Below are 16,098 nucleotides of genomic sequence, written 5' to 3' on the forward strand. Positions count from 1 at the left end.
TAAATGTCATAACGCACCTACCACGCGCAAAATTTGTTAAACTAGCAGTTACATCCGCCTGATAAACGCTGTGTTGATCAGGGGTGGTTAAAGAATACCGGCGAGGAGTAGATGCATGGCCGAGCGTGCCGCCAAGCAGTTAGAACTGAATAAATCTGAATTACCCAATTCCATTACTGAAGTAATTGCCACCTTAACCCGAGCAGGGTTTGACGCCTATATCGTCGGCGGCGGTGTGCGTGACACTTTATTGGGTTTGCGCCCAAAAGACTTTGACGCTGTCACTGATGCCAAGCCGCATGAGATCAAAGACGTCTTTGGTAAGCGCTGCCGCATTATCGGTCGCCGCTTTCAGTTGGCGCATGTGTATTCAGGTCGTGAGCTGATCGAAGTCGCTACCTTTCGTGGTCCGCCCACCAGCAGTGGTACCACCAATCAAGACGGTATGATTCTGCGTGATAACGTTTGGGGCGATATCCAACAAGACTTCTCTCGTCGTGATTTTTCGATCAATGCGCTTTATTATCAGCCACTAAAAGGTGTGGTGCATGATTTTTGCGGTGCGCTTGAAGACATTGATAATAGAATCATTCGCCTATTAGGCCATGCGCCCGTTCGTATCGAAGAAGATCCGGTAAGACTATTGCGGGCGTTACGTTTTAAAGCCAAGCTCGGTTTTGAGTTTGATGACGAGTTAGCCGATCAGTTTCATGATGGTAACTGGGCGCTGCTTGAGCAAATATCACCGCATCGCCTCTATGATGAAACGCAAAAGATGTTTACCGGTGGTTATTTGGTGCCATTATTACCGCTATTATTTGAGTCGGGCGCGATTGATAGTTTAATTATTTATCCGCCTTCTGAGCCTAGCGCTTTAGTGAAACAAGTGGCCATTAATACTGACAAACGCATTGCAGCGGGCAAAAGTATCAATCCAGCATTTTTCTATGCAGCCATATTATGGGAAAACTATCTGCATCAGTTAGAAAAAGCTAAAAAGCGCAATATGCCATTTGCTGAAGCGCAGATGCATGCGGCTGGCAAGGTCATTGACCGTCAACGTATTAAAACCGCTATTCCTAAATTTGCTGAGCAATTTATCCGTGATATTTGGATATTGCAGCCAAAACTTGCAGCCCCGCGTAGCAAGCAAATTGTCCAGCTCTCTGAGCATCCTCGCTTCCGTGCAGGCTTTGACTTTTTATTATTGCGTGAGCAGTGCGGTGATGCTGAGCATCCATTATCAGAATCGACCAACGACATGGGCGACTGGTGGCAAACTTATCAAACCTTGTCTGTATCAGAGCAGGAACAAGCGATTGATGAGTTTGATGAAAATATTCGTCGCGGCGCCTATAAAAAAGGGCAGCGTGGTGGACGCGGACGTAATCGTCAAAAGCCAGAATCAAATACAGCCGATGAGTCGGTATCTAATCAACAAAACACTAAGCGTAGCAAAGCCAATGGCAGCACTGAAAAGCATGGCCTTGAAAGAAATGGCACTGAAAAAAATGGCAATGAGCAGAACATGGTGAACGATGCGTCAAATATCCCATCACGTCGTCGCCGGGCCGCCAGCCAGTCTACAGATGCTAAGCAATCTGACAGCAGTAAAGACACAGGTTATAACGCGCAGCAGGTCAAACAAGACAGTAATGAGCTTGCTCAGCTACAGCAGTTGTCTCTTGCTAGTAGCGGTAACCAAGCGGCAAATAAGCGCCATCATTCCAAGCCTGCGCCATTGTTTGTGATCGAGCATGAAAAAGTCGTGCCGCCATTACAAAAGCAGCTAGCAAGTGCTGATAAGCCTAAGCCTCGTCAAGAGTCCGTGCAGAAAAAAGCAGTGATGTCGAGTCCAACAGCTGAGAAAGATCTACCTAGTCAGAATGCTAACTTTGATAGTAAAGCTGATAGTAAAGCTGATCGCTCAAATAAGGCTCAGCAACCTAAGGATAAACAACCAGAGGTTACGTCACCCGCAGCCAATAGTTATCCGACCCGTTCAGTGGCAAGGTCACCGGCGCTAGTCAGTATGAATAACGAGCCGATACCGCATAAGCGTCGTCGCCGTGAGCCTACGGTAGACGTTGATAATAGTGCAAGCACGGCAGAAAAGTCGCCAACTAGCGATAACGGACAAAATGCTAAGAAATACGCGAAGAAAGCGCCTAAGCCAGCTGCTCAACCTGCTAGTAATGCTAATACTAAAGCTGAGAAAACGGTAGAGCATGTAGAAGCTTCGCCAGAAAACAAGACAGGAACTAATAAAGCGACTAATAAAGCGACTACGCCTGCGAAAGCTAAGAGATCAGCTAAAACGACAGGGTCAAAGTCTGCCAATAGCAAGACAGTTACTAGTAAAGCAAGTGACAAGGTTAATGGCAATAAGGCAACTGACATTAAAGTAACTGATAATAAAGGCCCTGTACCATCGAAACGCCGTCGTCGTCAGCCCAGTACCGATAATGTCTAGTATTGATAAACGACCTTAACCGATATTGATGATGGTGATGAACCGCAGGTTTTAGAGTAAAGTGCTCATGATAAAAAATCACTTTAATAAAAGTGCTAAGTGTCATAATAAAACACCTGACGAGACGGACAAGGCGACTTGGGTTAGCTGTTATGTGGGCTTAGGTAGCAATCTAACCAATGAGTTAGGCTCGCCGGTAGAGCACTTACAGCAGGCATTGCAAGGGTTGCGAGAGCATGAGCAAATACGTGAGGTTCGAGTATCCTCATTTTATGCCTCAGCGCCTATGGGGCCACAAGACCAGCCCGACTTTGTTAATGCTGTCGCTGGTTTTAAGACAATATTGCCGCCTTTTGAGTTGCTTACATTTTGCCAGCAGCTAGAAGAGCACGCTAAGCGGGCACGCTTACGTCATTGGGGTGAGCGTAGTTTGGACGTTGATATCTTATTGTATGGCGACGTACAACTTGCGGAGCCGCAGCTGACCATACCGCACGCTGGACTGCTTGAGCGTAATTTTGTCCTGATACCGCTGCGAGAGCTCGCGCCAAAGCTGACGATTGCAGGAAAACCGATAGACAGCTATCCGCAAAGTCATGATCGGACAGGCTTACAATTATTATCGAGCGACTGATAATGCTTCTAATCACAGGCGCGATGATAATTAGAGATATCTATACATAAAAGCATTGATAAATAAAGGCATTGCAGATTAATTGAGAATCATATGACGACGTTATCTACTTTAAAAAAATTCAAAAGAGAAGACACCAAGTTTACTTGCTTAACGTGCTATGACTCGATGTTTGCACGCATGATGGACAAGGCACAGATCGATACTATTTTGATTGGTGATAGCTTGGGTATGGTGGTACAAGGCCACGACTCAACGTTGCCCGTGACCGTTGATGATATGGCTTATCATACAGCCAATATTGCCCGTAGTAATCAGCATGCTCTGATTTTAGCTGACCTACCATTTATGAGTTATGTGACGTTGCCAGAAGCGATCGCTAATAGTCGCAAGTTGATGCAAGCAGGCGCACATGTCATAAAGATTGAAGGTGGTAGTGAGCTTTGTGATTTGGTCACGACCTTAGCGCAAGCAGGCACGCCTACTTGTGTCCATCTTGGCTTGACTCCGCAATCGGTCAACGTTTTTGGCGGCTATAAAATCCAAGGTCGCGGTGATGAAGCGGCTGATAAGTTGCTGGCAGATGCCAAAGCGGTCGTTGCTGCAGGGGCTGCCTTGCTCGTATTAGAATGTGTACCTGCTGAGCTCGCCAAAGCGGTAACAGAAGCGGTTACAGCACCGGTGATTGGCATTGGCGCTGGTGCAGATACGGATGGTCAAGTATTGGTCATGCATGACATGCTGGGTATGGTGCATGGACGCGTGCCGCGCTTTGTCCATGACTTTTTAACTGATGAGCGTAACAGTGCGCGCAGTATTGAAGGCGCCTTTGCCCTTTATCAGCAGTCGGTACGCGAAGGCAGTTTCCCAACAGAGCAGCACCAATTTAGCTAGTCTGTAGCGCTAGTATTAATAAGTCTTTTGGTTTTTACGATTATCAGTAGAAGAATATTTAACGATGCCAATCATTTATCAGCAGATTTCAGAGTTGCGCGCCGCGCTACAGCCTTATCGTGGTCAAAGAAATGATAAGCCAGATAGCGCTCAGCGTATTGCCTTAGTACCAACGATGGGCAACCTGCATGAAGGTCATCTTGAGCTGGTCAGCATTGCTAAACAGCATGCCGATATCGTGGTGGTAAGTATTTTTGTCAATCCTACCCAGTTTGGGGAAGGAGAGGACTTTGAGAGTTATCCACGCACATTAGATGAAGATGTCGCCAAGCTAGCAACGGTTGGTACGGACTATGTTTTTGCACCGAGTATTGATGAGATGTACCCAGTATTACCGCCACCGACTTCCGTTCTTGCCGGTGACATTACTACGCAACTATGTGGTCAATCACGCCCTGGACACTTTGATGGCGTGGGTATTGTCGTCTCAAAATTATTTAACATCGTGCAGCCTGATGTGGCGGTATTTGGACAAAAAGATTATCAACAATTAGCGATTATTAAACAATTGGTACGTGATTTAAGCTATCCCATTGATATTATAGGTGCGCCAATTGTTCGCGCGGCTGACGGCTTGGCGCTATCTTCGCGCAATCAATACCTGAGCGTAGCCGAACGAAAAATAGCTCCTGTACTTCATGCAGAGCTGCAACGTCTAGCACAGCAACTAACGAATTATAAGCCGAGCATGCCAGAATTTGACGCGTTATTGGCAGAGACCTCTCAGCGTATCAGTGAGGCTGGATTCAACATTGACTATCTAGAAGTAAAAACCGATGCATTGAACTCGGTCGTTAATGATGCCGCAGTGTTTAATGTGGAAAACGAGAATTTGATTATCCTCGTCGCGGCTTGGCTAGGGCGGGCACGATTGTTGGACAACCAAGTAGTAACGGTACATTAACCGTTATGACACAGTAATTTGCCGGATGCAATGGACAGGGTAACGGATCATGGATGCCAGTAACGATAAAAGCGACAGTAAAAAAAACAGTAAAAGCAACGAGAAAGCAGAGCAGAAAATGCTTGCTGCCCCGAACGATGAGCGGCTAAGTATTTTAGTCGTATCGGGTCGTTCCGGCTCGGGTAAAACGTCTGTATTAAATATCTTAGAAGATTTGGGTTATTATCCTATTGATAATCTACCCTTGTCGTTAGTGCCTGATGCTGCTAAGAAACTGGTCAGCGATAGTGGTATTAAGCGTATCGCCCTTGGTGTGGATATTCGGACGCCGCGCGCTGATTTGTCTAACTTTGCAGCGACCCATGCTATCCTAAAACAGACTTATGGTAAGCAGGCTGTTGAAGTGCTATATGTGACCGCGCAAGAGAGCACTTTGGTCGCACGCTTTAATGCGACGCGCCGTGTCCATCCGTTAATGTCACAAGATATTGACAGTGATAATGCTCGGCATATTGCTTTTAATCTACCGGCCGCGATCAAAAAAGAGGTCGAGCTGTTAGAACCTATTGCCAGCCATGCCGATATCAAAATTGATACTAGTATGCTGAATATCCATCAGCTCAAAGACACACTGCGTGCTTATGTCGGTATGGACAATCAAATTGTCATTAATTTGCTGTCTTTTGGCTTTAAGTACGGTAACCCAGTGGATGCTGACTTTATATTTGATGTTAGGATTTTGCCAAATCCACACTGGAATCCTGAGCTACGCGCCTTGACTGGTCTTGACTCTGAAGTCGACGCATTCTTTGCAGATTATCCAGAAGTGGCTGAGATGACCGATGATCTCGATAAATTTTTAAGTCGTTGGCTGCCCGACTTTTTACACAATAACCGCCATACGGTGACAGTAGCGATTGGCTGCACGGGCGGTAAGCACCGCTCCGTATTTATTACCGATATCTTACAGCGACGTCTGGCTGCTGCAATGCCGCAAGGCGTGAAAGTTGTAGCGAAACATCGCGAAAAAAGTCGTTGGTAGTGATTATCAATGGCTAAAGAATCTATTCATTTTATTATTTTGGAACGCTTTTATGATTGACTGGTCAGAACATGATATGCGCGTCTCGCGCACAGAACTCAAAAAATCCCATGAGCGCTTGCAACAATTATCGATACCCCTCGCCAGCTTATCGAAAAAACAGCTCAAAAACTTGCCAGCCAGTGATTATTTTATGGCGGAGTTGATGGCATTAGCAGACATTACCAGTGCCAATGCGCGTATTAGACAGACCAAGCGCGTCGGTAAATTGATCAGCGAAGAAAACCGCCATGAATTGGTAAAAGCCTTATTCGATGCTTACTTTCCAAAAGAACAAGTCTCTAAAATAGAAAGCTGGTCTGAACGTCTAAATATCAATGACGAAGGCACGCTAAAGCAGTTTGTCAAACAATATAAAGTCTCTGAGCGTAATAGCCTGTATCAATTATTGCTTTGGATTGAATACGCCAAGCACACGCAGGATGATGAGCTGATGCTGGAGTCTAAAGCAGATTTGGCCAGCTATATCCGCGAAGTGACCATCTTATCGGATTTAAAAGGCTAGTTATTCTATAGTTGATTCAATTTAAAAGTAGTACAAGACAACCGAGTGTAGATGTTTCTATATTACTTTTCACTCACTATACCAATAGCAGCATAGCGATTATCTGCACAACTACTAATAACTGTACTGAAAAATAAGCTTATCAAAATGCAAATACAAAAAAGCCAATCGTTAATGATTGGCTTTTTTAGTGCAGCGTTAATACGGTTTAATTAAATATAATTAACGCTTATTTTTTCTCGGCACGTGCTTTATCAACTAAGTAATCAACCACTTTAGGTACTTTGGCATCTTCACCAGTGACGACATATTTGCCTTGTACCACAACGGCTGGTACACCAGACAGCTGATAGCGCTTAGCGCCTGCTTGTGAGCGACCGATTTTGGTACCTACAGCAAATGAGTTATAAAGGCTGTTGAATTTCTTTTGGTCAACGCCTTGGGCTGCGTACCATTTGCTTAATGAGGCTTGATCAAACAGCTTTTTGCCATCTTTATGAATCGCATCAAAGAGCGCATCATGGGTTTTGTTTTCATAGCCTAACAGCTGAGCGGCATAAAAACCACGGGCACTGGCTTCCCAAACAGGGTTGAGCGCTGCTGGAGTTTTGAAGAAAGCCACATCTTTGTCTTTATTTTTTGCCCATTTTTCCATATGAGGATTAAGCGCGTTACAGTGCGGGCAACCATACCAAAAAAACTCACGGACAATAATAGCATCACCAGTGATTTTTTCTGGATTGTCTAGCACGCGATAGTCTTTTCCGGCGACATAATCGGCTGCTTGGGCGCCCATGCTGGCTATTCCAATAGCAAAAGTCAGACCAGTCAATGCAATGACACGTTTCATACTTTTTCCTTGAGGGGTAGAGGCTGAGAGTTTTTAGGAGTTTCTATAGGTTTGATAATATAAATGACAAAGCGTCTAGTATAATCAACCTATATCAGAGTACCGACTATAATAACGTAAAACAGGTATGGTTGTGAACCCGATTCTTAACTAACGGTTGTAAAGCTGTGAGCTATTATTTAAGGTATCTTACTTAACAGTACCTATGACTCTTATGACTAAAAATTTTATCATATAACGTTTGCAAAGAGGCTTTTTAGATATCGGTTACCATCAAGTTAGCACTGCGCTATAGACATGATATGTAAGTATTTTCTGCTTTTACTCACAATCGGTGACGATGTACTCACGACAAAACTGGCGCTCGCATGCTAATATTAAGGGTATAATTCTGTACTGTATCCGATAATAACTCTAAAGGAAAACGCTATGAGCTCAGCTTTATCTTCTTCGCCTGCTTTGAATGATCAAGCGAACAGCCGTTTCGATACTGCTAATATTGTTGCTAATGATACTATTTCTAACGATACGGCTGCCACGATAAATGTAGATCCTAGCGAAGTCGACAAGTTCAATAAACTGGCGAGCGAATGGTGGAGTAATACGGGCGCGTTTGCGACCTTGCATGAAATCAACCCACTGCGCCTGAACTGGATAGAAGAAAATGTTAAGCGCGGCTATCAAAATAGCGATGATAGTACAAACGCTAATAAGACTGCGGAGATGGGATTGACGGGCAAAAAAGTGCTCGATGTCGGTTGCGGCGGTGGCATATTATCTGAATCGATGGCACGTCGCGGTGCTGATGTGACCGGTATCGACCTAGGGACTGAAAACCTAAAGGCGGCGACGATTCATGCAGAGCAAAGTGGTTTAGACAAGACGCTTCGCTATCAGCATATCCCAGTAGAAGATTTGGCCAAAACCCATGCGGGTCAGTTTGATGTGGTGACCTGTATGGAAATGCTTGAGCATGTGCCTGATCCAAGCTCGATTGTGCAAGCTTGTTTTGCCCTATTAGCGCCTGGTGGTGTTTGTGTGCTATCGACGATTAACCGCAATCCTAAGTCATATCTGTTTGCTATCGTGGGCGCCGAATACGTATTGCGTTTACTGGATCGTGGCACCCATGACTATGCCAAATTTATCACGCCTGCTGAGCTTGATAAGATGGCGGTTACTGCTGGATTTACGCGCCAAGATATTACCGGACTACATTACAATCCACTGACTAAGCGCTATTGGCTGGCACAAAATGTCGATGTCAACTATATGATAGCGGTACAAAAACCAATGGCTTAATAGCTTAACTAATTGCCTACTGTCCCATCATTAATGCGCCAAACACCTCACCAATTAAAAGAGTATGCCTTATGAGCCAATTCGTCAAAGCCGTTTTATTTGACCTTGATGGGACGCTAATCGATACCGCTGCCGACTTCGTACGGATTATTGCTAAAATGAGCCGCGAAAATGATTGGCAAGCCCCACCTGAAGCACTTATTCGAGAGCAAGTCTCTGCTGGTGCGTCAGCCATGGTCAAGCTTATGCTGCATCAAAATGGTCAAGACAGTGTCAGCGAAGAAGCTTTACTTGGCTTTCGCCAGCAGTTTTTAGATGATTATGAAGCAGAGATTTGTGTGGACAGCTGTGTATTTAGCGAGCTAGAAGAGGTCCTGACCACGCTTGAGAAAAAAGGTGTGCCTTGGGGTATTGTGACCAATAAGCCGCGTTATCTAGCAGAGCAGCTGTTACAGAAAATGCAGTTGGATGAGCGCTGTGCTGCCTTGGTCTGTCCTGAAGATGTATCGCGCCCTAAGCCTGATCCAGAGCCGATGTATATGGCATTAGAAAAACTTGGTATCCCGCGCGGCGCTGCTGGTTGCGTGCTCTATGTAGGGGATCATATACGCGATATCGATGCTGGCAATGCCGCTGGTATGTCAACAATTTTGGCCGCTTATGGCTATATTCCGCCGCAAGATCAAAAAAACCTTAAGAAGTGGGGCGCTGATTATATTACGGATACCCCTGAGCAGTTGAATAAGCTATTACTGTCTTCTGGTAAGTTTGAATATTTATAACTAAAACACTTATCAATAAATCAGTCATAAAAAAGCATTTACAAGCAAATATCTTATAAATATGTAATCTTAAATATTTGCTCGTAAACGCGCATCTCTGAAAATAAACGCTTTTGAACGCAAATACCTCTAATAATAAATAATACGCAGTGAGTCATACTATGAGTGACAATGTTAAACAGTCAGCGACCGAGCAAAATCATCAAGCAGCCGCGCAAAATCCTAGACAGCCTTTAACGCACGACGATATTCGTCAGTTTGTGCCACCTGTTGACTGTTTAGACGGCAAGACTATCTTGGTCACAGGGGCAGGTGATGGTATTGGGCGCGTCGCCGCTTTAACCTACGCCCGTTATGGTGCTACGGTACTATTATTGGGTCGCACCAGTAGCAAACTTGAATACGTCTATGATGAGATTGAGAGCTTGGGTGGCAAGCAGCCAGCCATGCTACCGATGAATTTAGAAGGCGCAACTTACGCAGATATGCAGCAGTTAGAAGGCCTGATTAATAAAGAAGTGGGTCAGCTCGATGGTATCTTACATAATGCTGGCATGCTTGGACAATTGACGCCGCTTGAGATGTATGACGTCGATACCTTTGCCCAAGTGATGAAGGTCAACTTTACGGCGACTTTTATGCTCACGCAAGCGTTGTTACCGCTATTAAAAGATGCTGATCATGGCTCTATCGTCTTTACGTCTAGCACGGTTGGTACCCATCCTCGTGCATTTTGGGGCGCTTATGCACTCTCCAAGCAAGCCGTCGAAGGGATGAGTGATATCTTTACTCAAGAGACGCAAAATACCACAAACTTGCGGTTTAACTGTATCAATCCTGGTGGAACGCGTACCAATATGCGCGCTCATGCTTATCCTGGTGAGAACCCTATGTCTCTCAAAACACCTGAGGATATTATGGCAGGTTATGTATGTCTGATGAGTGACGCCAGCATTGGGGTGCGCGGGCAAGTGGTGGATTTACAACCAAAAGATTAGCTAAGCTATGATAATCTGAGAGATATGTTTTAATTGACTTTTAAGCATTGAAAATAGTGTCAATTAGCCTCATCTATTTGTTCTTAAAGACTTTTATCTTATAAGATATTAATAATAATAGACAAAAAGGATAAGATTATGGCTGGTGGTTGGTCAAGAGATGGCGCTGAACACGAACAGATGGATGCAACGGTAAATGATGCGTTAGATCGTGTGCGTAGTGCGATACCTAAAGGTGATAGTGCAGAGTTTTGTGATGAGTGTGGCAATCCTATTCCAGAAGCGCGGCGCCTAGCTTTACCGGGTGTACAGCATTGTGTCAGTTGCCAAAGCGAACTTGAACAAGAGGCGAGAGCAGCTGAGCTGTTTAATCGTCGCGGCAGTAAAGACAGCCAATTGCGCTAATTTGTAAAAGCGAATCAATAAAAAAAGACCACCGTTGCTATTTTACTTAGCAACGGTGGTCTTTTTTGTGAGTGTGGCATTTTTTGAAAGGTAGTCTTTTTATAGGTAACTAGAGTCTGTCTTCAAGCACCAGCGCCATCAGCTGCTGGTCATAAGCCTGCCAATCATCTTTACTAAGACTGATGGTTGACCTAACGTTGTCTATCGGCAAATCATTATCGGTCTGCAAAATGACTTCTAATCGGCTATCGATGTGGGCGCTCGTCGTGGTGATAGTCAAGCTGTCAGGTGTAAAGTTAATCTTTAACCAGCCGTCAGAGGTATGAACCATGCCTTTAATACGTTGCCAGTTAGGCAATTTTAACAACCATTCTTGTAAACCATCAGCGTTAAATACGTAATGTGCAGGCAAGCGCCAGCCCCCTAACAGCATGTCTTGTTGTTGTTCATGATAGCGGTAGGGGAGCTCAGTATCTGACGCTATGTCGTCATGACTTTCGTTGTTCTCTATAGATTGATTAGACATCAAGCCAGTAAGTGGCTGTCTGATGAGTGGCTGTAAAGAAATGCGAGTCTCATCATTAGGTTGGCTTTTATCGGCAGAGCGCTGCCGCGAGATGGTATGGCTTGGTTTGGTCAGCTGTGCTATCAGCATTGATGAGGCAGTATTCAAAGCAGTTATCTTATTTGAGCGATCATCCACGGTGTGAGGCTCAGATTCTGTCCAGATAGTGGTCACGTCAGGATTGAGCCGTGTTATCCATTCTTGTAACGCCTGCCTCTCATTTTCACTCAGCTGCATATAGCGATTGATCACCAAGACATCAGCGTCACGGACATGCGCTTGAAAACCATCGTGCGAGCGATACTTTTGTTGTTGCCATTGCCCGCCACTTAGCACCGTTATTACAGCCTGCATATTGAGTGCTGTTTGCCAATGTGGCGCGCTCAGTTGTTGTATCAACTCGCGTGGGTGTGCCAATCCGGTGGGTTCTATAATAAGGCGCTGCGGACGATGATCGCTAAGCAGGCGGGTAATCGCAATCTGTAGGGGCAGCTGACTGGTGCAACAAATACAGCCACCACTGACCTCGCGAATGGCAATGCTGCCTGTATCAACGTTGTTCTCTTGTGCGCTTGCTAGCAGCGCGCCATCAATGCCAATACGTCCAAACTCGTTAATCAATAGAGCCCAGCGCTCATCGGCGGGCTTGCTAGAGAGTAGCTGGTTGATGACGGTAGTTTTACCCGCACCCAAAAACCCTGTCACCAAGGTGCAGGGTATGTTTTGAATCATGGTAGATGTGGTCAAAGCCATTGTCGTCTAAACTATCGTCATAAGTGGGTGTAAAGCAGCAACTATAAAGTAAATACTATTCACTTTTTGCTGTTTCAACTTCAGCTTCGTCAGGAACGAACACATAGCCTACACCCCAAACGGTTTGGATGTAACGCGCTTGTGACGGGTTGTCTTCAATGAGGCGGCGTAGGCGTGAGACTTGTACATCGATAGAACGCTCCATCGCACCCCATTCACGACCACGGGCAAGATTCATCAATTTATCGCGAGTTAATGGCTCACGTGGATGCTGAACCAATGCTTTTAATACTGAAAATTCACCGGTCGTTAAGGTAACTACATTGCCATCACGTTTAAGCGTACGAGTCGATAAATCAAGCGTCCATGGACCAAATTCAACCACTTCTAGCTGATGACTTGGTGCACCCGGTAGCTCGCGATTTTGACGACGTAATACGGCTTTGATACGAGCAAGCAGCTCTTTTGGATTAAAGGGTTTAGGCAGATAATCATCCGCACCCGCTTCAAGACCAGCGATACGATCGGCGTCGCCACCTTTGGCCGTCAGCATGATGATTGGAATATCGCCATTGTCTTCACGCAGCCGCTTACAGATACTAATGCCATCTTCGCCCGGTAGCATCAAATCCAGTACGACTAAAGAGAAAAGCTCGCGTTGCATCAACTTATCCATCTGACTGCCATCATGGGCAGTACGAACGACGAAGCCATCATCTTCTAGAAAGCGTTGTAATAAAGAACGCAGACGAGCATCATCATCGACCACTAAGATACGCTGAGTTAAAGTATCGGGGCTGTTATTATCAGGCATACAGGCATCCTCTTATAAAAATTATTATTAGTAGAAAGTTTCAGCAAAAACGTTGTCGTTATTTAATCATTAATCTATTAGGTATTAATGAAACCTCGTAAAATTAAAGACTTCTGTTCAATATTTCAGCGCGTAGTAATATTTGCGCTATTGATACTTTAGTGTATAAGATTGCACTGCCAATTGCATCACCCATCGGCATAAATGCTGTATGCGTTTGTTTAACAAGGCTACAGAACTTAGCATAGCAGCCAATTTAGGGTAGAAAACAGCAGATAAATAAGGAAAAGATAAAAAGGATTTTTATTCATGCAGCTTTTGCTATAATGCCAAACACCATTTATCAACGATTGATACGTCTATGAGTAGCACTGATACCTTAACGCCATCTCAAACCTCGACAAATGCACAGGTTTTGGATGCAACCACACACGCGAATATTCACGACAAGCTTGCTCGCGCGCTTGGCATTAAGACTGCTCAAGTCAATGCGTTTGTCAAACTTTACGATGAAGGCGCGACCGTTCCTTTCATTGCGCGTTACCGCAAAGAAAAAACCCAAAACCTTGACGATGCGCAGCTGCGTGCTTTAGAGAAGTCTCTCAATTATGAGCGCGACATGGCAACGCGTCGCCTCAAAATTACTGAGCTGCTCAGCACGCAGGGCAATTTGACTGACGAGCTACAGACGCGTATCGATAACGCGACGTCCAAGCTTGAGCTTGAAGACATCTACTTGCCTTATCGTCCACGTCGCCGTTCACCAGCTGCCAAAGCACGTGCTGCTGGTCTCGACGTTGCTGCTCAGGCGGTACTGACGCAAGAGATTACCCCAACAGAGGCACTGGCTGACTATCAAGCGCCATCTAGCATCTCTGACGACAGCGGTAACGAGATTGAAGTCGACTTTAGCGATATCGATAAGCAATTGGCGGGCGTGCAAGCCATCATCGTTGATGAGTGGACACAAGCACTAGACTTGCTAGATAATTTACGTAGTGGTTTTGCCAAAACGGCGAGTATCGTATCTGCGGTTGCTAGCGAAGAAAAACGCGAAGTCGGTGAGAAATTCAAAGATTATTTTGAACATAGTGAAAGCCTTGCGCGTCTGCCAAACCATCGTTTATTAGCAATGCTACGTGGTCGCCAAGAGAATGTTTTGGGTCTCAAAATCGAAGGCGAAGATGCCCCCTTTATCGAAAAAACTATCAAGCATTTCGATGTTAATGCCAAAGCACCTGACGCGCGCCGTGAGTTTTTAACAGAAGCCGCTAGTAGCTTATGGAAAGAAAAATGGCGTCCGCATATCGAGCATCGCTTATTGACGGAAAAACGCCTAACTGCTGAAGCTGACGCGATTGATGTGTTTGCCAATAATTTACAGCATTTACTCATGTCAGCACCTGCTGGTCGTAAAGTGATTTTAGGTGTGGATCCCGGCATCCGCCATGGCGTTAAAATGGCGATTGTCGATGCCCAAGGCCATGTCATGCTAGACAGCGAAGACAAGCCTGTCGTCGCAACCGTTTATCCATTCGCCCCTGATAATAAGATGGATGAAGCCAAAAAAGTCATTGATGAATTATTAAGTACTTACAACGTCGATCTAGTCGCTATCGGTAACGGTACGGCGAGCCGTGAAACAGATGCGATGATTAAAGAGATTTTGGCCGCCAATTCTGAATTAAAAGCCAAAGCGGTTATCGTTAATGAATCAGGCGCTTCTGTCTATTCAGCCAGTGAGCTGGCCACTGATGAGCTTGGTAATTTAGACGTATCTGTACGCGGTGCGGTTTCTATCGCTCGTCGCTTGCAAGATCCGTTATCAGAGCTGGTCAAAGTAGATCCAAAAGCCATTGGTGTTGGTCAATATCAACATGATGTCAACCAAAACCAGTTGGCTGATAGCTTGGATAAAGTGACCCAAGATAGCGTGAACGCGGTTGGGGTTGATGTGAATACGGCAAGTCCTGCTATCTTGGCGCATATTGCGGGTTTGAATAAAAATGTCGCCCAGCAAATCGTCACTTATCGTAAAGAGCACGGCGCATTTGATAGCCGTGAGGCGCTCAAAAACGTTCCGCGTTTAGGTGCTAAGACCTTTGAGCAGGCAGCAGGCTTCTTACGCATACATGGTGGTAGTAATCCACTTGACGCGACTGGTGTGCATCCAGAAAGCTATGCGCTGGTCGATAGCTTACTGGCGCAAACCGGTAAAGCATTGCCAGAAGTCATCGGTAACGACGGTGTACTAAACACGCTCGACACCACTGCACTAGCGGCAAATGATGATAATATCAGTGTCAAAGCTATCATCGAAGAGCTTGCCAAGCCTGCACGTGACCCACGTCCTGAGTTTAAAACGGCTAACTTCCGTGAAGACGTTAATAGCATTAAAGATTTAAGCGAAGGCATGCAGCTAGAAGGTGTGGTTACTAACGTGACAGCCTTTGGTTGCTTCGTTGATGTCGGTGTCCATCAAGATGGTCTCGTGCATATCTCACAGATGGCCAATGACTTCGTTGCCGATCCGATGAATCGCGTCAAGCCGGGCGATATTGTCTCAGTGCGTGTCATCTCTATCGACGAAAAGCGTGGTCGCATTGGTTTTAGTATGAAGCCTGAATCTGAAAAGCCCGCGCGTCCAGCAGCGAAGTCGACTGCAGAAGGTACAGATAATGATGAGAAAGCCAGTCGTCCACGTAGTAATCAGGCAAATAGCAATCGCCCAAATAACAGCCGTCCATCAGCGGATAAGCGTCCGTCAAAACCGCGCGGTAATCGTCAAGATAAAGACAGCGCCAATAACCGCAGCAAAGCGCCTAAAGCTGAAAAAGTAGAAGCACCTAGCAAAATGGGTACATTGGGTGCATTGTTGCAAGAAGCGGGCGTCACTAAAACTAAGAAGTAATGGGTTTGGTCAGTTTCTTAAGTTAGTTCTAAATAATTAACAGAAATAACCAATAAAAAAGGCAGCCTAATGGCTGCCTTTTTTATTGGAAATATATTTGAGAAATACTTTAGCTATAGTCAAAATTTTTTAAAAACACGACGGTA

General features: G+C 45.2%; 14 protein-coding genes. 11 read left to right on the top strand and 3 right to left on the bottom strand.

Going from position 1 to position 16,098, the window contains the following annotated elements; genetic code table 11:
• The first annotated feature begins 115 nt into the window (after positions 1-115).
• From pcnB to yjgA, 6 genes are all read left to right on the top strand, one after another.
• Positions 116-2,473, top strand: a complete 2,358-nt coding sequence (gene pcnB / locus CXF65_RS11655) for a polynucleotide adenylyltransferase PcnB (protein ID WP_101212154.1) — start codon at positions 116-118, stop codon at positions 2,471-2,473.
• Between the two features lie 67 nt (positions 2,474-2,540).
• Complete coding sequence (gene folK / locus CXF65_RS11660) at positions 2,541-3,107, top strand: 2-amino-4-hydroxy-6-hydroxymethyldihydropteridine diphosphokinase (RefSeq protein ID WP_025651126.1); 567 nt, start codon at positions 2,541-2,543, stop codon at positions 3,105-3,107.
• A gap of 93 nt (positions 3,108-3,200) precedes the next feature.
• Entirely contained in the window at positions 3,201-4,001 is an 801-nt protein-coding gene (gene panB / locus CXF65_RS11665; RefSeq protein ID WP_101212155.1) for a 3-methyl-2-oxobutanoate hydroxymethyltransferase, read from the top strand.
• A 64-nt stretch (positions 4,002-4,065) separates the two neighbouring features.
• Positions 4,066-4,965 carry a pantoate--beta-alanine ligase gene (panC, locus tag CXF65_RS11670; protein ID WP_101212156.1) on the top strand — a complete coding sequence of 300 codons (900 nt, stop codon included), beginning with the start codon at positions 4,066-4,068 and terminating at the stop codon, positions 4,963-4,965.
• 118 nt (positions 4,966-5,083) lie between these two features.
• Positions 5,084-6,007, top strand: coding sequence for an RNase adapter RapZ (gene rapZ, locus CXF65_RS11675; protein WP_227523263.1), 924 nt, complete (start codon positions 5,084-5,086; stop codon positions 6,005-6,007).
• A gap of 52 nt (positions 6,008-6,059) precedes the next feature.
• Complete coding sequence (yjgA, locus tag CXF65_RS11680; protein ID WP_101212158.1) at positions 6,060-6,572, top strand: ribosome biogenesis factor YjgA; 513 nt, start codon at positions 6,060-6,062, stop codon at positions 6,570-6,572.
• A gap of 229 nt (positions 6,573-6,801) precedes the next feature.
• On the opposite strand, the gene CXF65_RS11685 is transcribed toward yjgA, so the two are convergent.
• Complete coding sequence (locus CXF65_RS11685) at positions 6,802-7,422, bottom strand: thiol:disulfide interchange protein DsbA/DsbL (RefSeq protein WP_101212159.1); 621 nt, start codon at positions 7,420-7,422, stop codon at positions 6,802-6,804.
• A gap of 429 nt (positions 7,423-7,851) precedes the next feature.
• Between CXF65_RS11685 and ubiG the strand changes: the two genes are divergently transcribed.
• The 4 genes from ubiG (at position 7,852) to CXF65_RS11705 (ending at position 10,909) form a co-directional block, all read left to right on the top strand.
• A complete protein-coding gene (ubiG, locus tag CXF65_RS11690) occupies positions 7,852-8,724 on the top strand; it encodes a bifunctional 2-polyprenyl-6-hydroxyphenol methylase/3-demethylubiquinol 3-O-methyltransferase UbiG (protein ID WP_025651120.1) in 873 nt (290 codons plus the stop codon).
• A 71-nt stretch (positions 8,725-8,795) separates the two neighbouring features.
• Positions 8,796-9,506: an HAD family hydrolase gene (locus tag CXF65_RS11695; protein WP_101212160.1), complete on the top strand. Its 711-nt coding sequence runs from the start codon at positions 8,796-8,798 to the stop codon at positions 9,504-9,506.
• Positions 9,507-9,667: 161 nt separating this feature from the next.
• Positions 9,668-10,504 (top strand): YciK family oxidoreductase, encoded by an 837-nt coding sequence (locus tag CXF65_RS11700; RefSeq protein WP_227523261.1) that lies wholly within the window; start codon positions 9,668-9,670, stop codon positions 10,502-10,504.
• 138 nt (positions 10,505-10,642) lie between these two features.
• Positions 10,643-10,909 carry a DksA/TraR family C4-type zinc finger protein gene (locus CXF65_RS11705; protein WP_101212161.1) on the top strand — a complete coding sequence of 89 codons (267 nt, stop codon included), beginning with the start codon at positions 10,643-10,645 and terminating at the stop codon, positions 10,907-10,909.
• Between the two features lie 109 nt (positions 10,910-11,018).
• On the opposite strand, the gene CXF65_RS11710 is transcribed toward CXF65_RS11705, so the two are convergent.
• Together CXF65_RS11710 and ompR are read right to left on the bottom strand one after the other, a co-directional pair.
• Positions 11,019-12,227 (bottom strand): CobW family GTP-binding protein, encoded by a 1,209-nt coding sequence (locus CXF65_RS11710; RefSeq protein ID WP_101212162.1) that lies wholly within the window; start codon positions 12,225-12,227, stop codon positions 11,019-11,021.
• 55 nt (positions 12,228-12,282) lie between these two features.
• Complete coding sequence (ompR, locus tag CXF65_RS11715) at positions 12,283-13,041, bottom strand: two-component system response regulator OmpR (protein WP_025651114.1); 759 nt, start codon at positions 13,039-13,041, stop codon at positions 12,283-12,285.
• Positions 13,042-13,402: 361 nt separating this feature from the next.
• Between ompR and CXF65_RS11720 the strand changes: the two genes are divergently transcribed.
• A complete protein-coding gene (locus CXF65_RS11720) occupies positions 13,403-15,952 on the top strand; it encodes a Tex family protein (protein WP_101212163.1) in 2,550 nt (849 codons plus the stop codon).
• Positions 15,953-16,098: the final 146 nt, after the last annotated feature.

The organism is Psychrobacter sp. Sarcosine-3u-12, assembly GCF_002836005.1.
Lineage (GTDB): Bacteria > Pseudomonadota > Gammaproteobacteria > Pseudomonadales > Moraxellaceae > Psychrobacter > Psychrobacter okhotskensis.